At 60.4% G+C, this 20045-nt stretch carries 26 protein-coding genes and 1 tRNA gene; 11 read left to right on the top strand and 16 right to left on the bottom strand.

Annotated elements, in window-relative coordinates:
* The first annotated feature begins 184 nt into the window (after positions 1–184).
* Positions 185–1606 carry an MFS transporter gene (locus BLT09_RS07130; protein ID WP_091591622.1) on the top strand — a complete coding sequence of 474 codons (1422 nt, stop codon included), beginning with the start codon at positions 185–187 and terminating at the stop codon, positions 1604–1606.
* 221 nt (positions 1607–1827) lie between these two features.
* Here the strand turns inward: BLT09_RS07130 and BLT09_RS07135 are convergent, their stop codons facing one another.
* The gene (locus BLT09_RS07135; RefSeq protein ID WP_091591623.1) at positions 1828–2538 is read right to left on the bottom strand and encodes an RlmE family RNA methyltransferase; all 711 of its coding nucleotides are present in this window, start codon (positions 2536–2538) and stop codon (positions 1828–1830) included.
* A gap of 285 nt (positions 2539–2823) precedes the next feature.
* Entirely contained in the window at positions 2824–4197 is a 1374-nt protein-coding gene (locus tag BLT09_RS07145; protein WP_091591625.1) for a Ppx/GppA phosphatase family protein, read from the bottom strand.
* Positions 4198–4545: 348 nt separating this feature from the next.
* Between BLT09_RS07145 and BLT09_RS07150 the strand changes: the two genes are divergently transcribed.
* The 4 genes from BLT09_RS07150 (at position 4546) to BLT09_RS07160 (ending at position 6492) form a co-directional block, all read left to right on the top strand.
* Entirely contained in the window at positions 4546–5478 is a 933-nt protein-coding gene (locus BLT09_RS07150) for a lysylphosphatidylglycerol synthase domain-containing protein (RefSeq protein WP_027154667.1), read from the top strand.
* Between the two features lie 141 nt (positions 5479–5619).
* A tRNA-Gln gene (locus BLT09_RS07155) sits at positions 5620–5693 on the top strand.
* Between the two features lie 290 nt (positions 5694–5983).
* A complete protein-coding gene (locus BLT09_RS33555) occupies positions 5984–6169 on the top strand; it encodes a hypothetical protein (protein ID WP_139172547.1) in 186 nt (61 codons plus the stop codon).
* Complete coding sequence (locus BLT09_RS07160; protein WP_091591627.1) at positions 6163–6492, top strand: hypothetical protein; 330 nt, start codon at positions 6163–6165, stop codon at positions 6490–6492. The genes BLT09_RS33555 and BLT09_RS07160 overlap by 7 nt, the downstream gene beginning before the upstream one ends.
* Positions 6493–6549: 57 nt before the next feature.
* Here BLT09_RS07160 and BLT09_RS07165 read toward each other — a convergent pair whose 3' ends face one another.
* Entirely contained in the window at positions 6550–7059 is a 510-nt protein-coding gene (locus BLT09_RS07165; protein ID WP_091591629.1) for a hypothetical protein, read from the bottom strand.
* A gap of 41 nt (positions 7060–7100) precedes the next feature.
* Here BLT09_RS07165 and BLT09_RS34855 point away from each other — a divergent pair, with 41 nt between their 5' ends.
* Together BLT09_RS34855 and BLT09_RS07170 are read left to right on the top strand one after the other, a co-directional pair.
* Complete coding sequence (locus tag BLT09_RS34855) at positions 7101–7235, top strand: hypothetical protein (protein ID WP_413468437.1); 135 nt, start codon at positions 7101–7103, stop codon at positions 7233–7235.
* 126 nt (positions 7236–7361) lie between these two features.
* Positions 7362–7691, top strand: coding sequence for a hypothetical protein (locus BLT09_RS07170; protein WP_139172549.1), 330 nt, complete (start codon positions 7362–7364; stop codon positions 7689–7691).
* 825 nt (positions 7692–8516) lie between these two features.
* On the opposite strand, the gene BLT09_RS07175 is transcribed toward BLT09_RS07170, so the two are convergent.
* A complete protein-coding gene (locus tag BLT09_RS07175) occupies positions 8517–8909 on the bottom strand; it encodes a hypothetical protein (protein ID WP_091591632.1) in 393 nt (130 codons plus the stop codon).
* Between the two features lie 233 nt (positions 8910–9142).
* On the opposite strand from BLT09_RS07175, the gene BLT09_RS07180 reads away from it, so the two are divergent.
* Entirely contained in the window at positions 9143–9628 is a 486-nt protein-coding gene (locus BLT09_RS07180; protein ID WP_139172551.1) for a hypothetical protein, read from the top strand.
* A gap of 47 nt (positions 9629–9675) precedes the next feature.
* On the opposite strand, the gene BLT09_RS07185 is transcribed toward BLT09_RS07180, so the two are convergent.
* From BLT09_RS07185 to BLT09_RS33560, 3 genes are all read right to left on the bottom strand, one after another.
* Positions 9676–9870, bottom strand: coding sequence for a hypothetical protein (locus BLT09_RS07185; RefSeq protein ID WP_091591634.1), 195 nt, complete (start codon positions 9868–9870; stop codon positions 9676–9678).
* Between the two features lie 535 nt (positions 9871–10405).
* Positions 10406–10624 (bottom strand): KTSC domain-containing protein, encoded by a 219-nt coding sequence (locus tag BLT09_RS07195; protein WP_023803157.1) that lies wholly within the window; start codon positions 10622–10624, stop codon positions 10406–10408.
* Between the two features lie 98 nt (positions 10625–10722).
* Positions 10723–10908 (bottom strand): hypothetical protein, encoded by a 186-nt coding sequence (locus tag BLT09_RS33560; RefSeq protein ID WP_139172553.1) that lies wholly within the window; start codon positions 10906–10908, stop codon positions 10723–10725.
* A gap of 175 nt (positions 10909–11083) precedes the next feature.
* On the opposite strand from BLT09_RS33560, the gene BLT09_RS07200 reads away from it, so the two are divergent.
* The gene (locus tag BLT09_RS07200) at positions 11084–11434 is read left to right on the top strand and encodes a hypothetical protein (RefSeq protein WP_091591638.1); all 351 of its coding nucleotides are present in this window, start codon (positions 11084–11086) and stop codon (positions 11432–11434) included.
* A gap of 177 nt (positions 11435–11611) precedes the next feature.
* Here BLT09_RS07200 and BLT09_RS07205 read toward each other — a convergent pair whose 3' ends face one another.
* From BLT09_RS07205 to BLT09_RS07220, 4 genes are all read right to left on the bottom strand, one after another.
* Positions 11612–11776 carry a hypothetical protein gene (locus tag BLT09_RS07205; protein ID WP_236473742.1) on the bottom strand — a complete coding sequence of 55 codons (165 nt, stop codon included), beginning with the start codon at positions 11774–11776 and terminating at the stop codon, positions 11612–11614.
* Positions 11777–12008: 232 nt separating this feature from the next.
* Complete coding sequence (locus tag BLT09_RS07210) at positions 12009–12308, bottom strand: DUF1236 domain-containing protein (RefSeq protein ID WP_091591858.1); 300 nt, start codon at positions 12306–12308, stop codon at positions 12009–12011.
* A gap of 502 nt (positions 12309–12810) precedes the next feature.
* Positions 12811–13095: a DUF982 domain-containing protein gene (locus BLT09_RS07215; protein ID WP_091591640.1), complete on the bottom strand. Its 285-nt coding sequence runs from the start codon at positions 13093–13095 to the stop codon at positions 12811–12813.
* 9 nt (positions 13096–13104) lie between these two features.
* Positions 13105–14130, bottom strand: a complete 1026-nt coding sequence (locus BLT09_RS07220; protein WP_208602483.1) for a head morphogenesis protein — start codon at positions 14128–14130, stop codon at positions 13105–13107.
* 28 nt (positions 14131–14158) lie between these two features.
* Between BLT09_RS07220 and BLT09_RS07225 the strand changes: the two genes are divergently transcribed.
* Complete coding sequence (locus BLT09_RS07225) at positions 14159–14410, top strand: hypothetical protein (RefSeq protein WP_091591642.1); 252 nt, start codon at positions 14159–14161, stop codon at positions 14408–14410.
* Here the strand turns inward: BLT09_RS07225 and BLT09_RS07230 are convergent.
* From BLT09_RS07230 to BLT09_RS34860, 5 genes are all read right to left on the bottom strand, one after another.
* The gene (locus BLT09_RS07230) at positions 14407–14742 is read right to left on the bottom strand and encodes a hypothetical protein (protein WP_091591643.1); all 336 of its coding nucleotides are present in this window, start codon (positions 14740–14742) and stop codon (positions 14407–14409) included. The genes BLT09_RS07225 and BLT09_RS07230 overlap by 4 nt on opposite strands.
* Positions 14743–15013: 271 nt before the next feature.
* Positions 15014–15379, bottom strand: coding sequence for a low affinity iron permease family protein (locus BLT09_RS07235; protein ID WP_091591645.1), 366 nt, complete (start codon positions 15377–15379; stop codon positions 15014–15016).
* Positions 15380–15441: 62 nt separating this feature from the next.
* Positions 15442–15753 carry a hypothetical protein gene (locus BLT09_RS07240; RefSeq protein ID WP_139172555.1) on the bottom strand — a complete coding sequence of 104 codons (312 nt, stop codon included), beginning with the start codon at positions 15751–15753 and terminating at the stop codon, positions 15442–15444.
* A 344-nt stretch (positions 15754–16097) separates the two neighbouring features.
* A complete protein-coding gene (locus BLT09_RS07245; protein ID WP_023803165.1) occupies positions 16098–16337 on the bottom strand; it encodes a hypothetical protein in 240 nt (79 codons plus the stop codon).
* Positions 16330–17034 carry a hypothetical protein gene (locus BLT09_RS34860; protein ID WP_236473741.1) on the bottom strand — a complete coding sequence of 235 codons (705 nt, stop codon included), beginning with the start codon at positions 17032–17034 and terminating at the stop codon, positions 16330–16332. The genes BLT09_RS07245 and BLT09_RS34860 overlap by 8 nt, the downstream gene beginning before the upstream one ends.
* A gap of 633 nt (positions 17035–17667) precedes the next feature.
* On the opposite strand from BLT09_RS34860, the gene katE reads away from it, so the two are divergent.
* A complete protein-coding gene (gene katE / locus BLT09_RS07265; protein WP_091591649.1) occupies positions 17668–19779 on the top strand; it encodes a catalase in 2112 nt (703 codons plus the stop codon).
* Positions 19780–20045: the final 266 nt, after the last annotated feature.

A 20045-nucleotide genomic window follows, 5' to 3' on the forward strand; every position in this document is an offset into this window, starting at 1 on the left:
TTGCGCCAGCGACCCGCCGCCGAGGCGTTTTTATTTGGGTGCCATTCTTGCCGGCTTCGAGCATGCCCGCTGCCAGGTCGCACAAATGTGACAGCAAGTTAAGGCGACATCCAACGCAACCCGTGGTAACCGCCCTGCCTGTCGGCTTGCCCCGGTCGGCAACAATCGAATCCGGACGCGCTCCATGAACCGCACCATTCCGCTTATCCTGGCGGTCGCCCTTTTCATGGAAAACATGGATTCGACCGTTATCGCAACGTCGCTGCCGGCGATCGCCGTCGACCTCCAGACCAGCCCGGTGGCGCTCAAGCTGGCGCTGACCGCCTATCTGGTATCGCTGGCGGTGTTCATTCCGATCAGCGGCTGGATGGCCGACCATTTTGGCGCCAAGACCGTGTTTCGCGCCGCGATTGCCGTGTTCATCGGCGGATCGGTCGCTTGCGCGGTGTCGAATTCGCTGCCGGCCTTCGTGGTCTCGCGCTTCCTGCAAGGCATTGGCGGCGCCATGATGACGCCGGTGGGACGGCTGGTGCTGGTGCGCGCCACGCCGAAGAGCGAACTCGTCGCCGCGATGTCGTGGCTGACCGTTCCGGCATTGCTCGGGCCGCTGGTCGGGCCGCCGGTCGGCGGTTTCATCACCACCTATTTCAGCTGGCACTGGATCTTCCTGATCAACGTGCCGATCGGGCTGATCGGCATCTGGCTGGCCACGCGCTTCCTGCCGGAGACCGAAGCGGCGCCGACGCCGCCGCTCGATTTCATCGGCTTCGTGCTGAGCGGCCTGGCGGCATCGGGCATCGTTTTCGGCCTGTCGGTGGTCAGCCTGCCGGCATTGCCGCCGATTGCCGGCTTCCTCACCGTGGCTGTCGGGCTGGTTTCAGCCGTGCTTTACCTCCTGCATGCGCGCCGCGCCAAAAATCCGCTGCTGGCGCTCGAGCTGTTCCGCAACCAGGTGTTCCGCGCCTCGGTCCTCGGCGGCGGGCTGTTCCGCATCGGCATCGGCGCCGTGCCCTTCCTTTTGCCGCTGATGTTCCAGATCGGCTTCGGGCTGACGCCGTTCCAGTCGGGAATGATCACCTTCGTGGCGGCGATCGGCGCCATCGGCATGAAATTCGTCACCGCGCTGATCTTCCGGATCGCCGGCTTCCGCCGCGTGCTGATCTTCGGCTCGCTGATCGCGGCGGCGTCGATTGCCATCAACGGCCTGCTGACGCCCGAGACGCCGTATCTGCTGATCCTCGCCGCCTTGCTCGCCGGCGGATTCATCCGCTCGATGTTCTTCACCGGCATCAACGCGCTAGCCTATGCCGAGATTTCGACCGCCGACACCAGCAGGGCGACGCCGATCGCCGCAGTGTTCCAGCAACTGTCGATCGCGCTCGGCGTGGCGCTGGCCGGCGGCGTCCTGGAAGTCTTGGCGACAATCCATGGCGGGGCGCTGACGCTGAGCGACTTCCACATAGCGTTCTTCATCGTCGCGGCGGTGTCGGCCGCTGCATCGCTGTCATTCATGCGGCTGGCGCCCGATGCCGGCAACGCCGTATCGGGACATGGCGGGCTGACGGCGCCGAAGACGCTGGGGGTGTCTGGTCCGCAGGGCGGTTGAGGGCGGGCGGTGCAGAACCTTTTGGTGCTGGCGGGACAGCGCTCCCCTCTGTCCTGCCGGACATCTCCCCCACTTGGGGGGAGATCGGCCGTCATCCCGGCTTTCGCCAATCGCCTACGCTGAGGAAGAAGGTGCGGCCGACGAAGCTGCCAATCTCCCCCCTCGTGGGGGAGATGTCCGGCAGGACAGAGGGAGGCGCAAAGGATCGCTACAGAGCGGTTTTACCCTGCCCCGCTTCCGCCTTTAAAATCCTTCGCCAGCAGATAAAGCTCCACCGACTCATCGCGCGAGGCCGGCGGTTTGACGTGGTGGACCGAGCGGAAATTCTGCTTGAGCCTGGCGAGCAATTCGTTCTCGGCGCCGCCCTGGAAAGTCTTGGCGAGGAAATGGCCGCCCGGCTTCAGCACCGACAGGGCGAAATCGGCGGCCACCTCGCACAGATACATGGTGCGGATGTGATCGGTCCGGCGATGGCCGGTGGTGGGTGCGGCCATGTCGGACAAAACGATGTCCGGCTGGCCGCCAAGCGTTTCAGCGAGCTTTTCCGGCGCCTGCGGGTCGAGAAAATCCATCAACAGCACCGGCGCGCCGGGCACCGCGTCCATCTCCAGATAGTCGATGCCGACGACATGCGGGTGTTCGGCCGTCGATTTCGTGCGCGCGGCGGCGACCTGGCACCAGCCGCCGGGTGCCGCGCCAAGGTCGATGACTTTCATGCCGGGCTTGAGCAGATGGTGCTTGTCGTCGATCTCGATCAGCTTGTAGGCCGCGCGCGAGCGGTAGCCGTCGGCCTTGGAACGCTGGACATAGGGGTCGTTGATGTGGCGCTGCAGCCAGCGGCGCGACGATTCCTTCAGGCCGCTTTTCTTCTTGATCCGCGTTTTCAGCACGCGAATGCCGGCAGAGCCTGGTTTTTCCGGTTTCCTGGTCATTGCCTGACTTCTTGTTTGAGTTTTCTCGCTCGCCGAGTTGCGGCCGTTTTTCGGCGGCTGCGCGTTTCGTGAACGGCTTCCCCCACTCCGTCGCTGCCTCGCAGCGCCACCTCTCCCCCCTCCGGAGGGAGAGGAAGAGCGCCAGCCTGCATAAGCTTGCGCCCTTCCTCTACCCCGTCGATCGGGGGAGAGGTGTCGAGCGAAGCTCGACGGAGTGGGGGTCGACTGTTCACCAAAGCAATGCTTTCGCTTGGGTCCGCGAAAACCGGCTGCCCCGTTTCGGGATCATGCTCTGCCACGCCCATTGTTGCGCCAGACACCGTCGTCGGCCATCAATTCGCTCAATATGCCCTCGCGCAGGCCGCGGTCGGCGACGCGCAGCCGCTCCGACGGCCACACCGCTCGGATCGCTTCCAGGATGGCGCAGCCGGCCAGCACCAGATCGGCGCGATCGGCGCCGATGCAGGGATTGGCGACGCGCTGCTGAAAATCCCAGCCGACCAGTTTTTCGACCATGCGGTCGACGCTGTCGCGGTCCATCCACAGCCCGTCGACGCGGCGGCGGTCGTAGCGATCCAGGTCGAGGTGGACGCCGGCCAGCGTCGTCACCGTGCCCGAGGTGCCGAGCAGGTGGAATTTCGGGCTGGCGAGCACATGGCTCAGCCGGTTGCGCCCGTCGAAGGCGTGCAGGCGCACTGCCACATCCTCGACCATGGCGGCAAAGATCTCACGGGTGACGGCGCGGCCGCCGAAGCGCTCGGCCAGCGAGACGACGCCGACCGGCAGCGACGTCCAGGAGACGATGTGGTTGGCGAGCCTCGGCGAGCGGTGGCCGGTGAGATCGATCAGCGCGATTTCCGAGGAGCCGCCGCCGATATCGAACAGGACGACGCCTTGCGTGTCGCGGTCGACCAGCGAGCCGCAGCCCGACACCGCCAGCCGCGCCTCGGTCTGGCGGTCGATGATCTCGAGTTTCAACCCCGCCTCGCGCTCGACGCGGTCGAGGAACTCGGCGCCGTTGGCGGCCGTGCGGCAGGCTTCGGTGGCGATCAGCCGGGCCTTCCTGATCTTGCGGCCGCGCAATTTGTCACCGCAGATTTTTAGCGCCTCGACCGCACGGTCCATCGCCGGCTGCCCGAGCCGGCCATTGGCGGTGAGGCCCTCACCCAGCCTGACGATGCGCGAGAAAGCGTCGATGACCCGGAACTGGCCGTGGCGCGTCGGCACCGCCACCAGCAGCCGGCAATTGTTGGTGCCGAGATCGAGTGCCGCGAACACCGGCAGTTCCTGCAGCGGCGGGCGGCGAGCAGCCGGCTCCGGCCTGCCTGGCGCAACCGAAGGCAAGGGCGCGACGATCGCCGCGGGCGGGCGGCTGGCTGGAGCGCTGACAGCAGCCGCCGCCACTCCGGCCGCAGCGAGGCGAGCGTCGTCGCGCGCGAAAACCTTGCGGCCGCGCCGGCGTTTGCGCCGCTTCCTGGTCTTGGCCTTCTGGCCATTCTGATGCTGGGACGCGTCGCCTGCCTGTCCGTGACCGGACCAAGGCTGCACCGGGCGGCCATTGTGCCGGCCGGCGGATGGGCTTGCCTGGCCCGAAGGCGGCGGCGAAGCCCTGGACACGCCCACTTCCGGCGCGCCGGCGCCGGTGTCGTGGTCTTCCACTTCAGTTCCTTCCGGCGCCGCGCGAACCGGAGACGGGACGCAGCAGGCGCTTTCATGTGTTCCAAGTTGCCACCAGACTAGCAGCGCCGGGCCGGATCACCAAGAGCGCAGGGGTCGAATTTGTCGGCGGCATTGTCTCGCCGCTCCGCTCGGCCCGATGATGGCGGGACAGCGGGGGCGCGAAGGATCGCCAGCCTTTCCTTTTCCCGCAGCAGCGCCTTGCCGGTTGAATAGCCGGCTTCGATAAGGCATTTCTGAAATGGCGGGTATGAAACATTCGAAATCGCGGGCAGTTTTCCTGACGCGAACCGAACGGGCAACTGGGCTGCAACGCATGATCGTCACGCCATGAACTGGAGGCGTTATTTCTGGCCGGTCGTCGGCGTTGCGGCGGTCGTCTTCTCGCTATGGCTGCTGCTGCACGAGCTGCGCGGCATCTCGCTCGACGACGTCTGGGACGGCATCGTCGCCATCCCTGCCCGCGGCTGGGTGCTCGCCGCGTTGAGCTCGGTCATCGCCTATGCGTCGCTGGCCGGCTACGATCACATCGCGCTCCTGCATATCGGCAAGAAAGTGTCGTGGCTGTTCGTCACCCTGTGCTCCTTCACCACCTACGCGCTGTCGCACAATATCGGCGGCTCGGTTTTTTCAGGCGCGGTGATCCGCTACCGCGCTTACGGAACCAGGGGGCTGACCGGGCAGGACGTCGGCATTCTGGTGGCGATCTGCTGGATCACCTTCGTGCTGTCGACGGTGTTGGTTTCAGGCATCGTGCTGGTGCTCGCACCGGAGATCGTCGACCGTTTTTCCGGCACGCCGCATCATCGGCTTTCGCAGGCGGCGGGGCTCGCGATGCTGCTCGTGGTGGCGGCCTATGTCTTCGGCAGCTGGCTGCATCTCAGGCCGCTGAAGATCGGAAGGTTCCAGGTCCATTATCCGGCGCTGCCGATCGTCGCGCGGCAATTGCTGATCGGCCCGATCGAGCTGCTGGCGGCGGCGGCGATCATCTTCTTCGCCCTGCCCGAAGCTGGCAATCCCGGATACTTCGTCGTGCTCGGCGTCTTCCTGATGTCGTTCTCGGTCGCCCAGATTTCGCATGCGCCGGGCGGGCTCGGCGTGTTCGAGGTCGTCTTCCTGACCGGCCTGTCGCATATGGACCCGGTCGGCGTGCTGGCAGCACTGCTGGTGTTCCGGCTGTTCTACCTGATCATCCCGCTGGTGATGGCGCTCGGCGTCGTGCTGTATTTCGAGCACTCGCAGCTCGGGCGAAGGGAGAATTGAGGGGCGGCTTTGAACCACGCCCTTATGAAACGTGCCGATTGAAATGCCTTCGGCAGGCTTGACTATTTTCCGACGGCGGCTACAAGGCACGCGCGGCGCCATCGTCGCCCTGCCCGCGCGGTTTTCTTCAACCGCGCCTGCTGGGGAATAGGTTAACGGTAGACCCACGGACTCTGACTCCGTTAGTCCTGGTTCGAATCCAGGTTCCCCAGCCAACAGTTTCCGCAATTAAATCAGCCCCTTATGCAGAACAATCGCGACCGAAACGTGTTGCATGGGTTTTCCTGCCCTGTGGCGCGCAAACCCTTGCATTCCGGGCATGTCCCGCCCCGTCCCTTTCTGTCCGTGCAACACGATTGCAACACGGATCAGCCAATTTGTTCCCGCCATGTTCCTATAGAGAGCGCGCCTTCGCCGGTGCCAATTGCGGTGCCAATTCTTTTCCTGCGACTGTCGGCAGGTCCGTGCGACAATCCCGCCGGGGAATCAACGCGGGATTTCATACATGACAGAAACTGAGCACTCTAAAACGCCGATGATGGACAGGGATAGCGCGGCTGCATTAGTTTACCACGATCTCAAAACGTCTCAGCGCGCGACTTTCCAGGTTGCCGCCGAGTGGGGTCGTTGGTTGACCGCGTCGCTGGTGCTAGTCCATTCTGGTGCGCTGTTCGGCATGTTTCGTTGCTGAACAATCCAGCCAGCCAACCTGCGACGCTGGAAGCATTCAAAGCCCCGGTCTGGTGCTTCGTGGCTGGCCTTCTGCTGGCGCTGGCATCGGGTTTCTTCGCTTGGATCAACTGGTCGATGCACTCGTTCAATTACGCGTCCTCGGCACGATACGATATGCTTTGGGACGCTGAGAAGTGGATCGATCCTCCACACTTCCAAAGGGCGTTGGACATCACGAATTGGGGCAGCATCGCTTGCGGTTTGCTTTCTGCCCTATCCATTGCGGCGGGCGCGGCTTTGATCCTGCATGGGGACTATCTAGCTGCCATATTCGGAATTTGATCCCGCCCATAGACCGCCACCGTGAGGCGGCGGAGTCTCTGGGCTCATTTGGGCGTGTTAGAACCAGCGCTCCCGGCGCGGGTCGCCGGCCACAAGAACAAGGCCCAACAGTAAGCCTACAGCCGCGCCCAGCATGAAGGCGGACGATAGCGTGCCAGGATTTTCTTGAGCGACACCGGAAGCAGTAGACGCCCTTTTGCGAAGTGCTTGCGTTGTCCGAGACACGCTATCGGCCGCGCCCTCATACCAACCAGTAGCTTCCTCGACGAGCGTCCGATTGATCTTGTTGATCTCGCGTTTCAGTTGCGCAACTTGCTTCTCCAAGGCCTCCTGCGCTTCGCGCTGCGTCTCCGTCGGCTTTGCGTCTTCGTTTGGGTCGTCGGCCATTGTGATCTCCCTTTTGGGTGGGGGCTCAACGGCCGCCGCCGCGTAAGGTTCCTCAGCGACAAAAAGCCCGCCACCTTGAAGGCAGCGGGCTAGCAGCGGCAGAGGTTGCCGCCCGTCAGTGACGCTCTGCCGGTGCTCGAGAAACTCCATGAAGTTCTCAACCACCTTGTCGATCGGCATTGACCGCGCATTGCATCCGCGAAGGATGGCGGGCGGCGATCTTGACAAATTTTGAAGCTGGGAAGCGGGCGCCGTATGACCGCACTCTGCTTGACCTTCAGGCAGCGCTCGAATGGGCCGGCGTCGAGTTCATCCCCGAGAAGGGCGGCGGCGCCGGTGTGAGGTTGCGGAAATGAAGACGAGCGGATTTGACTCGCTAAATTCGTCCGGAAGCGTACAGAAGCATCGTCGCCATCCAACAGAACGGGCGCTGGCGCTTGGAAGAGTCGATCACGCTTTCGCCCCACGCGAGGGATAAAGCGATGTCATTTGACGATCATCTCGACTCCGAGCAACTCGCCACGCTGGCAAAGGTTCTCAAGGACTATTGCACAGAGGCAGGAATTCCCGAAGGCCATCCGGCGTGGGAACACTTCGGCCGGCGGCTCATGAGCCTATTCCAGTCAAGGATACATCATCCCGATGAACTCACGTCCAAAATGAACACTGGCTACGAGGATTGGCTAGGCGAGATCGGCGCTACCGGTCCTTTCATACCGCCCAAACTATCGTCCGAGGACCGTCTAGTAGGTGACAATATCTTGCCAGGATCGGACCGCAGAGGCAGGCCAGCGGTCGGCATCACGGCTTAGCTGACTTCGCCATCCGACAGATGATCTGTTTTGCGTCTAGGAGGTGCGTCGGGTCCGCTGTCGACGGCTCCAAAAGCGCGAACGTTGCGCAACTGGACACTTCCGGGAGACAGCGGACTCAAACTGGGGCCAAGAGGGGACAAGGCCCTTTATGATCCCTATGCGGGGATCATTGTGATAACACCGGGCGGGTAACAAACGTTCCGTCGGCTGAAAGATATATATCCGGCCGCTTAGCACTTCTTCACCTTCGGCGTGATCTCTTCGACCCGCACCTTGTCGCCGATCTCTCTCGGCCAGCGCCTTTGCCTTGTCCTTGGTGGTCAGCACCGTGCGCCAATGCGGCTTTTCGAACACGCTTACGATGTAGGTTGTCGTCGCCGGCATCTGCGGCGGAACTTCCTTTTGATGGATGCGGCGCAAAAGATTTTGGGATCGAGCGAGAATGCGCCGGCTCTCCTCCATGACGGATCGCATCTCCGCAATCGTGGCCCGCGTGGCATCAACCTGCAACCGCGACCTCTCTACGTACACGTTATCGATTTGCCACGGATCCATTGCCGTAACTCACTGCGACTAGCGTTTTCGAGTTAGAAATCGGGCTTCCCGCATAAGTGACGGCCAGTCGAGCCCCAGAAGAGCGATAAGCTCGCGAGCCTGCTCTTCGGTTATATTCGCCTCTTTAACCAAGCGCTGAACGATAGAGTCGTCAGGGCCCCCGCTGGGTGTTCTGTCCCTATCGTCAGCCATCGGAAAAAATCCTTAGGTAACATAACGCGACCATTTGGACTGAGTTCCTCCACAATGACTTCCGCGATCACGGGATTACTCGGATCTCCCCAAGCTCGGTAGTATCAAGGCGGCGGACGCCAATCCGCTAGGCCGGCGCCCGACAAGGCAATCTACCCCAACGCCCCCCCAAGTGGCACCGGCCACTTTCAGCCCCCTCGTTCGAAAGTTGGCTTCCAGTCGCGATTGCGCGCCCGCTGCTGGCCTTCGTAGTGAAGAACACCTGCCGTCGATCACCACCGGCAGCCTTGTAGTTTGAGCAGATAAGAGCCCGACCAGGTCGTCATGCATCGAGCCGTGGTCACGGCCGAGCCTGTCAATCAGCGCCTGGATGTCGAGCTTCGTCGATTTGCAGCACATCGGGTGCGCACAATTGACATAGATGGTCTCGCGGGCGGCCAGGGTGTCGGCGAGGGTCTTTTTGGGCATGGCGATCTCCGTTGAGGGCTCGCCGCAACGGGGAGGAATATATTCCTGAAAGCGAGGGCGTCGGCAATAGGGGACGCCCACTCTTTGACATTGGGTTGATATTAGCTCAGGGGCCTCATTTCTTTCGGCCGGACTCTTTGCAACCTTCTCGCTATCGTGTGCGGCAACGGCGCGGCGTCTTGAAGCATCCGCTTCATCGGCTCGTTGGGTTTTTCGTCAGTGTGAGCACGATAATGGAACGTCCAAAATCCGTATCGGAGATGATCGAGCGCTACGACAGCGATTTTTACGAGCCGATAGGGCGCTTGATAATGCAGTTTGGATTTCTGGAATTCCATATCGATCATTGGCTGTCCGCGCTTGGCGCCGACCAACCGAAGCTGCGGAAAGCGAACAACTTGAATAACAAAATCACTCTGTATGGTCAGATCATCGACCAACACACCACCGAACCGAATGACCTTGCCGAGCGCGATCGCCTCGTCCAGCAGATGCGCGAACTCAACACGTTTCGCAATCGTGTCGTTCACGGTCCGTGGAGCGTATACCTCGGAGAAAAGAAGGCTTGGCAGAAACTCTCAGTCAACCGGCAAAATGCAACACACCAATTCTTTGAGGTGACTGCCGATGTAATTCGGGCGGCTGCTAGCGACCTCGCGAAAATCCAGGTAGAGGCGTCTCACTTTGCCTTTGGCTTTCTAGTACCGAAAAAGGCATAGCAACGAGCGTGGCAGGCGACAAAAGACTAACGGCTGGGTAGCTCTGGCTACTTGCGCACGATCCATTCCAGCAAGTCAGGATCGACGTCATCGCTCCCGGTAAAGTCGCTGATCAAAAACGCGGCAACCGACCGCCATTTGTCTTCGGGGATATTCTCTTCGATCACGGTTTTTATGAAAGCGCTGCGCAGGATATCGCAGTCAAAAACCGATACCTGGGCGCCTGCCTGGGCTTTCGCCATCTCAGCCCTCCTGCCTCTAGGGCGGAAGCACTGCCAGCTCCCAAGCGTCCGCGATGCCTCTATTCGGTACGGGCGACGTTGGGATTGTACGCTTTATCGCGAATTTCGCGAGTCCGGCCTCGCTCAATCTGGCGCGGCCTTCAATCCTCTTCCCGGAATCCTGCAGCGAGGCGTGCCGAAGGTCCTCCTCACCCCTGAGATGCTTATTATTCGTCCCAGCCGGAGGACACGCCCACACCCCGCCGGTTAGGCCCGACGGTCGGTTGCCTACTCCGCAGCGGCTGTCGGGCCGTCCCTATCACAGTTCGGGACAATCAACGTGGGCCGAGAAAAACCAACAACCCCGCAACCGGGATCAAGGGCAAGCGCCACGGGCCGCCCGCGAAGGACGAAGCAGAGCATTTCGAGTTCTGCCCCGTGTGTGGCCAAACGTTCGACAAGCGAAACCTTGGCGAGGTGCTGCATCATTATCTCCCCGACCATGAGACGTTGAAGCTCGATGGATAGGTGAGTTGGCTTTCGCATACGGCTGGGGTCATCCAGAATTGTTGGCGGTCCCGACCAGGCGGTACCGGAATCGATTGCGGATGCGCTCGTTGAAGAAGCGGCCCTTGGCGAATGCGGCTCGGAACTCGGCGAAGGTCTCCGGCGGCACATCCTCAAACTGGTAGCATTTGCCGCTGGCCACGAACCATACCGAGAGAGTCCTACGATCCGGATCGTATTCCGTTTTACTTATCGAGGTGGACGGCATGACGTTCACGCCTTGGTTCGGCGCGGAAGCACCAACTAATTGTGGCCCCCTTTATTCGCAGCACGGCAGTTTAAAGGTCGGCCAGATGACCCATGCAGCTAGGGGGTTTCGTCCCGACCAGCCTTACCAATCGCCTCAAGCAATGAAGCTAGGGTTGGCGGCAGTTCTGGTTCGACCTCCAGCCCAAGCAGCTTATGTACGTTACGACGATTGTCTTCGGTGCCGATCAATTCGCGAACGGCATCGGCAAGGGTCTTACGGCCCGCTGCATCACGCTTTGCCATGTCTGCATGTCCCAACCCCGCCCGAGCCGCAACTCGCAGGTCACGGAATGGTTCCGTTAGGGATCAGGAATGTTTGGGGCCTAGTGGTCAAAATCCCACGCTTGGTACCCATACCGGCGATTGCCAGAGTGTCCCTGTGTCGGAGAGCGGACGTTTCTAGCGGTATTGTTTCCGCATGCTGATGCTCGCTGCCGTGCTCGATCTTGCCTTCGCCGCCTTCCATCTAGGATTTTGGCGGCTTTTCGGATGGCCGGCCCGGCTAAAGGGTTCGGGCAACCTAAACGCAGCAATCACTCAAACTCTGAATGTCATGCTGACGTTCACCTTTGTGTCTTACGGCGCAACATTGCTTTGGCTTTGGTACCGGGGGCTAATTTGGCCGCCACTTCTGTTTTTCGGAGCCGCTTTCTGGGCCATTCGCCTGGCTGCACAGTTCGCGCTCTTCGATAGGCGGCATTGGCAATCCAAGCTGATCTCGACAGTCTTCGCCGTCTCGGCTTCTGCCCATGCCCTCGCAGGGTTATAGGAGGCAGAACAGCAAATGTCGGCTTCTGGGTCGCTTTCGGACGAAAGCACTCCGGGTACCAAGCGTCAAATTTTGACCAACAGGGCCACGCATGTCGACCATCAATCTTAATCAGATTGTTGTGTCCGCTCTGCCAACGCAAAAGCCTGCAAGTTCCTCGATTTGCCAATGGCTTGGTCAGCGTTCGCAATGATCGAGAAGAACGCCGCGCGGGCGATGTCCTTTTTTGACGCGTCCGGATGCTCCTTTTTTGCAGCCTTTAGGAGCTGTTTTGGTGTCATCTCTGGCGTCACTACCCGCATCAGCGTATTCGCCAATCGCCTGCAATTCGGTCGGGTTCATAAGAGCATCCTCAATAATGGCCTGCTGGCTTAGTCTTATCTAAAGGTGTCTTCTCTGTGTCGTAGCGCTGGGGGCAATCGGACCAACAACGAAGGCACGGGCTTGTCCTCATCCGGCGATACGGCGCCTTGTTGGCAACCCGAACCATTGTCCCCAGATCGCGTTCCTCCAGAAAAGAGAAAAGCCCGCCGCACCCTTTCGGCACGGCGGGCTGTCCTCCCAGTCGCTTACGTTATTCGATAACTTTGATGATCTTGCGCGTGCCCGGGTCAACGACAACGGTCCGGTTGTCGACGACAACGGTGCGGTATTTGGTGTTGGGGACTTCATGGAGCTCGACAGTCTCGGGCAGGGTTGAGCCGATATTGAGCTCCACTCCAGGGATTTTCACCGATGCGAGCGGCTGCTTTTTCACGTATTCCCTAATGACCGTCTCCTGTTCAGGCTCGATCACTACGTCCTGAGCGGCAGCGGCACCGAGGCCCGCCAGCAGCAGAAATCCCGCGGCTGCAGTGGAAAGATGCATTCTCATAAGTGCCTCCTTTGTGTAGCTCTGTTCCGCTGAACGCGTCTTCGCGCCAGACTTAACAAACCCCAGCCAGCTGCATTTGTTCCCCAAAAGTCCCTCAAGGCTGATGCGCGACAGGACCTAGGTCTCGCCTGTTTTGGCATAATAGGCCGGACATAGCGCCACCCGGAACCGCCGCTGCGCATAGTCGTTGATCCCTGCAAGTTCACGGGAAGGAGCCCATGGAAAATAGTGTCCACCAAGCCCGCTGGTTACTCGCTCCGGTCTTCGCAGTTTCGATCACATTCCTGGCGATTGGAATAATCGTTAGCTAGGGATCGTTAGCTAGGACCGACCGGACCTGACGATTGGACCGAACGACGAAATGGGATCTGCGCAGCTAAGTCCCTTCCTGCGCTGATAAAGGACCACCCGCCATTCCTCGATTTGGCGGGGTGGTCCGTGCGGCTGACCAAGTCCGCTCAGGAGGCCTGTCAGCGGTTTAAGGTCGCGAGGCAGCATCACCTCACAGCAGGTCTTCAGCAACCCCGTCGAATTTCCTGAGGCCTACGCTTGGAGGCTTTCGCTTAAGAAGCCCCTGTTCACTTGCGGCCGCCTTGAAGGCATCGAACGCGGCTTGTTGGGTGCAGTGTCCGGCCAGGCATTCCTCGATCATTCGAATTGCTTCAAGTCGGGACGGCTTGTCCATGAAGGGCCATGGTTGCTGAAGCGCTTTCGCAGCTTCGGGTATCGACGCGACCACTATCGGCTTGTGATTCAGGTAAATTGTAATCGGAATGAACGTCGGCATCTTTGTCGCTCACCAGGATTGAAGGCGGCTAAACGCGAAGACAAGGCAGTGGTTGCATCGTTGTGAATTCAGACCGCCGCTGTCCGATACGGGGGGACGATGGCGGACGAAGACGATGACTATGAACCGGTCCAAGCGAGAATTATCGGCATCGACCACCCTCTGAACGCGAGGATGATCCTGCGGCGTGTGTTTCCAGCCCTTCGTGATGGCTTCCGCCCTCACCGCGCCCTTGGCGATCGCCTGCTGAAATGCGATGTCTTTCGAAGCTCCAAGCGCGGCAAACGTCTCGTGCAGTCCAATCGTGTCGGCGCGGAGCTTCAAAAGGCTGTCGGAATATCGGCCAATGATCCGCGCCACCAGGTTGGTAGGGATTGGTTTACCATCTCGGATCGCAGCTGTGATCGTGCGGTCGAAACGTTTGTCGCGTCGCTCCCGATTCAGATAGGCCCGCAACTGGTCGGGCTCGCCGGAAAGCAGTTCATCGCGGGCTCGGGCAACATAGCCGCTCTGAAGTGTGGTGAGCCCGATCACCCCACCTTCTCGGCGGCCAGTCACCCTGTTGACGCGGCCTACTACCTCCAATGCGGTCCTCGTTGGATTGGACCCACGGGCAAGGCGTTCAGAAAAAGCGGCACAGATCGCAACTTGTTGATCAGCAACAATGTTGGTGACCAGTTGCGCCGAGTGCTCGCGCAACCAGGTCTCAGCCGTAAGATTGCGCGCATCCCAACGAAGAACGACCTGAAGGCCGCTCGGATCGCGCAGCGCCGGCATCTGTTCGACCGTGGCGACACCGCCGCCGTTGTAGGCCTGCCGGATGGCTTCTTCCAGCGGCCGAAACGCGGCCTCGTCGAGGTTCATGGCTGCAATGGCGTCCTTGACGTCGCCGCGCTCCAAGCTCTCCACCACACGGCGCAGAACGATGTTGGAGCGGATGTCGTCGATCGCCTCGAAAAACGCGGTCCGCAGCATCGGCTCATAGGTCGAGACAAGCTGTTCGAAACGATCACGGGGGGATAGGCGTTTGAGCATTCGTTCCGGACCTTAAAAGGAGGCTGGTATGGATGTCTTGGCCCATCATTCGACGGAGCTTGTGGTGCTTCGCATCGCACTCATGGCAATTGCATCAATGGTTGCTGAGCAATCGGATGACCCGGATCGGGCATTGGCTGACATGGAAGAGCAGGCACTGTCCACGTTCGATCATATGGAGATCGATTTTTCCGGTTTCGAAGGGGACATCGCTGTTGCCAAGTCTCATATGCGGTCGTCGCTGGCGTCGCTCTTTTCTGGGATATCGCTCGGCGGCTAACCCGCCACGAAAGTGATATACGCGACCGGCGTCCCGGCCGGCGGGATCGGCCGTAGGTCCTTCATGACCAACTCGACGCCGTCGATGACGAGTGTGTCCGTCATGGCGGAGACGATCGAGGGTACTGCGAAAGTGATCTGGTTGTCGGTCGCCACAGTGAGGGTGCCGTCGACGTATTTCTGAGACACGCGGCGCATCACCGCATCGAGTGGATAGACCGTCGTCACTGGCTCGCCCGGTATCCATGGCGTCGACGGATCTGGCGGCGCTGTGACCGTGCGGGTTAGCATGACAACGCCCTGCTCCTGCATCTCGTCATAAAAACCGGCCATCACACGATCAGCGGCGCTAACAGCCCGTCTATGATGGTCGAGACGCGCGCATCCGGGGCAAAAATGTTGCCGCTGTCGCCGGGGTCAAAGAACTCCCGCTCGATGCCCTCAATACCTTCAGAGCCGAAGCGGTGTGTTTGCGGACTCTGACGCGCTAAGGCTTTCGTACGACTCCAGCAGCCATTCTAGTTCGGCTTTGATCTCAGCTCGGGTCATGCGGCCTTCCGCTTCTGCGCTTCCCGCTGCCAGTGCTTGGCAGCCGCTGGCGTAATTAGGCGCCAGGGACTCCCTCGTCCTTAGCTTCTTGATCAGCCGCCGCTGCTTCCAATTCAAGCCGCGCCAAATGGGCTTTGATCTCCTCAGGCTCGGCGTGCTCCAGCCCGACGACATTGTTCCTCGTTTCCTTCAATGCAACGATGATCTCGTCGAGCTTCGCATGGATGGCAGCGGTGTCGCGGTAACCCTGGATCAGTACGACCCCGGTAATCACTATCGCAGCTACAGAAAGCGCATAGGTGATTACGTTTGTTAGCCCAAACGGAACCATCGCAGTGCAGGCTATCATCGCGGCTAGCAGCACATAGAAGCCGGGCGGACGGGACAGAAAGTCGGCGATCACAAAGAGAAATCGGTTCATGCGAATCCCCAATAAGTGATCCCGATTGGGGCCGCATTTCGGGTGCTCGTCAATGGCGCAAATCACGCAGGTTGATTGCGCCGCCTCGCCTCTTGCTGGCATCGGCGCTCATTGCGCTTGGCAGCCCAAGAGAAGTCGTCATGTTCCGATGAAAGGATCTTGGCGAACGCGCCGTCGGCGATCCACGAATTCAGGCTGTCCCGTTGGCCCGCATCTTCCGTGATCGTAGCCGAAACATCCCTGATTTCATGATGCAACAGCCTGATTTCGGCGCTTTCGCTATTCTGCGAGGCCCTGCGGGCGGGAATGATCGCGATTTGCTGCAAAGCCCGGTTTTTTCTATCCCGTCCGGTGTTCGGGTGGATGCCCTCCACCTTGAAGCACCAGCTGCGGAATGACTTGCCGCCGACCTTGGATCTGGCCCGGGCGAGGACGCTCGGCGTTCCTTCTCATTGCCAACGGCGAGCAGCCATTCGTTGCAGCGCCTCGAGCTCGCTGATCTCTTGTCCCGACGGCAGGGTGCCGATCCGGTTCCAGAACGCCCTTCGCTCCTACGCTAGCGGGTCTGCCTTAGGGTCGAGCTTGTCGCCCACCTCTTTGCACCACCCGAGCTTATCGGTGTATGTGTGGACATAGGGCAGCTGCTGGGCCGGCCGGCCCGACATGTTCATGGCTGGCGCGCTCGATCTCGGCCGCGCGGATGAAGCGCTCCGCGATTTCACCGATGTTCATGGCGCGCCTCTTTTTCCTGGCTGTTCTGCTCCTCGCCGCCGTCCGTCCGGTTGATTGTCACCGTGCACGTAATCAGGGTGTTCCAGTCCGGGCCGTGTTCAATGACGTTATGGAGCTCGGAAATTTCTTCCAAAAAGTGCTCGATCGTGATGGGGCCGTTCTGGTGGTCGTAGACGAGAACAGCTTTCCAGCGCTTGTCGCCATGAAGCGATACGACGTTACTCATGCCGAATTTCTCCTGCGGTCATCGAACAAATCCGGCTGGATGCTCGCGGGCCAAATGCCTTGACCACCCGCTCGTATAGCATACCGACAAATGCAAATATTAGTGGCACGACGCCGCGCAGATCCTGGGCAATGAACTGCAGCTCGCCGAGCGGGCAAACATCCCACATCGTCAGCCAGTCGCCGGCGTGGCGCTCGAGTATCTCAGGGCACGCCCGCACCATGTCGGATGCGGCCCAAAATAGAACCTCGTCTAGTTGGCCCTTGTTGTTGTCGGTCTCCGTCAAGGTCGAAAGCACCAGGCGCAAGTGCCCTTCCCCGTGCCGGCGTATGATGCGAGCCAGCGTCTCGACCGCGCGCGCCTCTCCCGGCTCCGGATAGCGATGCCGGTCGACAATCTTGATGCCGAGCTCATCACATAGGGCTTGGACGCGCGGTCGGTCAAAGCATCCCCGCTTCCTGAGCGCATGTTGCACCGTCGACGGATCACGATTGAACAGCAACCCTATCTGCCCCCTAGGCAAGCTCGGCTTCAGCACCATCACGGCGCACATGGCCGCGTCTCGCGTTGCCACGATACTATACTGACGCGACGGTCCTCTCATCTCGGCATACGTGCAGCCGTGCATGGCATACGTGCAGCCGTGCATGCGGGCCACGAGGTCGATGACATGCCGAGCCGTCACCAGCTTGACCACCGTTGCAAATCTCAGGCGTGGCCCCTGGAGCGGGTTCTGGCTTCGGCGGCTTGGGAAACGGCGCAGACCTTCATGCCCGCACCTTCCTGCGCTCGACGGCCACCTGCTTACCTTTGACAATGTCGGAGAACGCTTAAAAAGGACGCTCACAACGGAACACGAAATCCGCCGCATCCCGGGTGACTACTTAGTTGTTGCCTTGTCGGTTTTTCTTCGGTTTCGCTATCAATGCAGCAGGAGGAGCGGTTTCAGCCTTAAGTCGTTGCTCTCGCAGCCGAGCAGTCTTTGCATCTCGTGCTGCGCGCTCAATATCTGTTAATGCCCTTGCAGCATCCGACGTGCGCTCCTGCCTGTCGTATTTTTCTTGATGGGTTAAGCCTTGTCTTTCCCGCATTTCCTGTCCTCGATCTGACGGTATGGCGCTCTGTTGGCGACCCGAACGATCGTCGCGAGATCGTGTTCCCCCAGACAACGAAAAAGCCCGCGCCTCTGGCGGAGCGCGGGCCCGATGTTCCGGCAGCCGAGTGCTATTCTTCGAAATGCGGGCCACGTGACACCCACCAGGAACTTAAGTGGGTGTCCCAGCATTGAGGGAGACCTGAAGCCGCCCCCTCCTTTTCAAGGAATTCAAGCATGGCCAAGCCAACCAGACAGTCGTCGGGCAAGCCCGCGACGATCCATGATCAAAAGCTCGTGCGGGGGAACGGAGGCGAGCTTCACCAGATCGCCGAAGGCGACAGCGAGATCCTGACGACCGCCCAAGGCGGCCCAGTGGCCGATGACCAGAATACTTTAAGGATTGGCCAGCGCGGACCGTCACTAATCGAAGACTTCCACTTCCGTGAGAAGATTTTTCATTTCGATCACGAGCGCATTCCCGAGCGCGTCGTGCATGCACGCGGCTATGGCGCGCACGGCTTCTTCGAGACCTATGAATCGCTAGCGGCTTACACCCGCGCGGATATCTTCCAGCGTGCCGGCGAGAAGACGCCGGCCTTCGTGCGGTTCTCCACGGTGGCCGGTTCGAAAGGCTCGTTCGACCTGGCGCGGGACGTGCGTGGGTTCGCCGTCAAATTCTACACCAACGAAGGCAATTGGGATCTCGTCGGCAACAACATCCCAGTTTTCTTTATTCAGGACGCAATCAAGTTTCCCGACGTCATTCATTCAGTGAAGCCGGAGCCTGATCGTGCCTTCCCACAGGCGCAATCGGCACACGACAATTTCTGGGACTTCATCAGCCTGACGCCCGAATCGATGCATATGGTCATGTGGGTCATGTCGGATCGGGCGATACCTCGGTCCTTCCGGTTCATGCAGGGATTCGGCGTTCACACGTTCCGGCTGGTCAATGCGAAGGACGAATCCACCTTCGTCAAATTCATCTGGAAGCCGAAGCTCGGCATGCAGTCGGTCGTTTGGAACGAAGCGGTCAAGATCAACGGCGCTGACCCCGATTTTCATCGACGCGACCTCTGGAATGCCATCCAGTCTGGTGATTTCCCGGAATGGGAGCTCAACCTCCAGCTCTTCGATCAGGACTTCGCGGACAGTTTTGACTTCGACGTTCTGGATCCGACCAAGATCATTCCGGAAGAAATCCTCGCGCCGGTCCCGGTCGGCCGCTTGGTGCTCGATCGTATGCCCGACAATTTCTTCGCCGAGACCGAGCAGGTCGCGTTCATGACGCAGAACGTACCGCCCGGCGTCGACTTTTCCAACGATCCCCTGCTGCAGGGTCGAAACTTCTCCTACCTGGACACGCAACTGAAGCGTCTCGGCAGCCCCAATTTCACCCATATCCCGATCAACGCACCCAAATGCCCGTTCCACCACTTCCAGCAGGATGGCCTCATGGCGATGCGCAATCCGGTCGGCCGCGTGAACTACCAGCCGAATTCATTCGGCGAAGGCCCGCGGGAATCGCCGCAGCACGGTTTCCGGTCGTTCGCCGAGGCGGAGGAAGGCCAGAAAGTCCGTCTGCGCGCAGAGAGCTTCGCCGACCACTACAGCCAGGCGCGACAGTTCTTCAACAGTCAGACCGCGCCTGAGCAGAAGCATATCGCCATGGCGCTGTCCTTCGAGCTCTCCAAGGTCGAGACAACGGTTATCCGCGAGCGCATGGTGTCGCATCTCCTCAACATTGATGAAGGCTTGGCAGAAACTGTCGCTGACAAGCTTGGCATGAAGCAATTGCCCAAGCCCGCGGATGCGGCGGTCGCGCCGAGGGACGATCTCGAACCATCGCCGGCGCTCAGCATCATCCGGAACGGGCCTGACAGTTTTGCTGGCCGCAAGGTCGGTGTGCTTGTCAGTCCCGGCGCCGATGCAGCGCTGCTGAAGAACCTCCAGGCAGCGATCGAGAAGGAAGGCGCAGTGATGGAGGTCATAGCGCCCAAGGTGGGCGGCGTCGAGGCGGCGGATGGAAGTCTCATCGCTGCAAAGCACATGATCGACGGCGGGCCATCGGTCCTGTTCGACGCAGTAGCGCTGATCCTCTCCGAGGAAGGAGCGGAGCGCCTGACGGGCGAGGCCGCCGCGCGCGATTTCGTTGCCGACGCTTTTGCTCATTGCAAATTCATCGGCTTCACGTCGGGCGCCGTCCCGCTGCTGCAGAAGGCCGGCGTCGATCCGGAAGCCGATGAAGGCATGATTGGTCTCGATGATCCCAAGGCGATTACCGGTTTTATCGAGGGCTGCCGCAAGCTGCGTCTCTGGAGCCGGGAAATGGCCGTCAAACTCTAGCGATGGTGACGGAGTTTCTCATGCAGATCATTCGAACCGAAGTTACCCAGGCAACCGCCCCGACCGGACAGCCCATCCTGCGCGTGATCTTCTGCGGCGAAGGCGGTGACTGCGTTGCCGTCGACCTGGCACGCGTTGAGGGCGGAAACAACGAGGCCGCTATCAATCGAGCGAAGGCGGTCCTGGTCCAGATCGCGACCTTCGATTTGGCTGTGAACGACTATGATGCCCGAAGCAATGGCAATTTTGACGAAGTCGCCGTCACA

It is taken from the genome of Mesorhizobium muleiense, from assembly GCF_900099905.1.
GTDB lineage: Bacteria > Pseudomonadota > Alphaproteobacteria > Rhizobiales > Rhizobiaceae > Mesorhizobium > Mesorhizobium muleiense.

Excerpts from the sequence above, each read along its gene's own strand:
- BLT09_RS07130 (WP_091591622.1), top strand. The coding sequence starts at position 185 with ATGAACCGCACCATTCCGCTTATCCTGGCGGTCGCCCTTTTCATGGAA.
- BLT09_RS07135 (WP_091591623.1), bottom strand. The coding sequence starts at position 2,538 with ATGACCAGGAAACCGGAAAAACCAGGCTCTGCCGGCATTCGCGTGCTG.
- BLT09_RS07150 (WP_027154667.1), top strand. The coding sequence starts at position 4,546 with ATGAACTGGAGGCGTTATTTCTGGCCGGTCGTCGGCGTTGCGGCGGTC.
- BLT09_RS33555 (WP_139172547.1), top strand. The coding sequence starts at position 5,984 with ATGACAGAAACTGAGCACTCTAAAACGCCGATGATGGACAGGGATAGC.
- BLT09_RS07165 (WP_091591629.1), bottom strand. The coding sequence starts at position 7,059 with ATGCCGATCGACAAGGTGGTTGAGAACTTCATGGAGTTTCTCGAGCAC.
- BLT09_RS07170 (WP_139172549.1), top strand. The coding sequence starts at position 7,362 with ATGTCATTTGACGATCATCTCGACTCCGAGCAACTCGCCACGCTGGCA.
- BLT09_RS07175 (WP_091591632.1), bottom strand. The coding sequence starts at position 8,909 with ATGCCCAAAAAGACCCTCGCCGACACCCTGGCCGCCCGCGAGACCATC.
- BLT09_RS07180 (WP_139172551.1), top strand. The coding sequence starts at position 9,143 with ATGGAACGTCCAAAATCCGTATCGGAGATGATCGAGCGCTACGACAGC.
- BLT09_RS07185 (WP_091591634.1), bottom strand. The coding sequence starts at position 9,870 with ATGGCGAAAGCCCAGGCAGGCGCCCAGGTATCGGTTTTTGACTGCGAT.
- BLT09_RS07195 (WP_023803157.1), bottom strand. The coding sequence starts at position 10,624 with ATGCCGTCCACCTCGATAAGTAAAACGGAATACGATCCGGATCGTAGG.
- BLT09_RS33560 (WP_139172553.1), bottom strand. The coding sequence starts at position 10,908 with ATGGCAAAGCGTGATGCAGCGGGCCGTAAGACCCTTGCCGATGCCGTT.
- BLT09_RS07200 (WP_091591638.1), top strand. The coding sequence starts at position 11,084 with ATGCTGATGCTCGCTGCCGTGCTCGATCTTGCCTTCGCCGCCTTCCAT.
- BLT09_RS07205 (WP_236473742.1), bottom strand. The coding sequence starts at position 11,776 with ATGAACCCGACCGAATTGCAGGCGATTGGCGAATACGCTGATGCGGGT.
- BLT09_RS07210 (WP_091591858.1), bottom strand. The coding sequence starts at position 12,308 with ATGAGAATGCATCTTTCCACTGCAGCCGCGGGATTTCTGCTGCTGGCG.
- BLT09_RS07215 (WP_091591640.1), bottom strand. The coding sequence starts at position 13,095 with ATGCCGACGTTCATTCCGATTACAATTTACCTGAATCACAAGCCGATA.
- BLT09_RS07220 (WP_208602483.1), bottom strand. The coding sequence starts at position 14,130 with ATGCTCAAACGCCTATCCCCCCGTGATCGTTTCGAACAGCTTGTCTCG.
- BLT09_RS07225 (WP_091591642.1), top strand. The coding sequence starts at position 14,159 with ATGGATGTCTTGGCCCATCATTCGACGGAGCTTGTGGTGCTTCGCATC.
- BLT09_RS07230 (WP_091591643.1), bottom strand. The coding sequence starts at position 14,742 with ATGGCCGGTTTTTATGACGAGATGCAGGAGCAGGGCGTTGTCATGCTA.
- BLT09_RS07235 (WP_091591645.1), bottom strand. The coding sequence starts at position 15,379 with ATGAACCGATTTCTCTTTGTGATCGCCGACTTTCTGTCCCGTCCGCCC.
- BLT09_RS07245 (WP_023803165.1), bottom strand. The coding sequence starts at position 16,337 with ATGAGTAACGTCGTATCGCTTCATGGCGACAAGCGCTGGAAAGCTGTT.
- katE (WP_091591649.1), top strand. The coding sequence starts at position 17,668 with ATGGCCAAGCCAACCAGACAGTCGTCGGGCAAGCCCGCGACGATCCAT.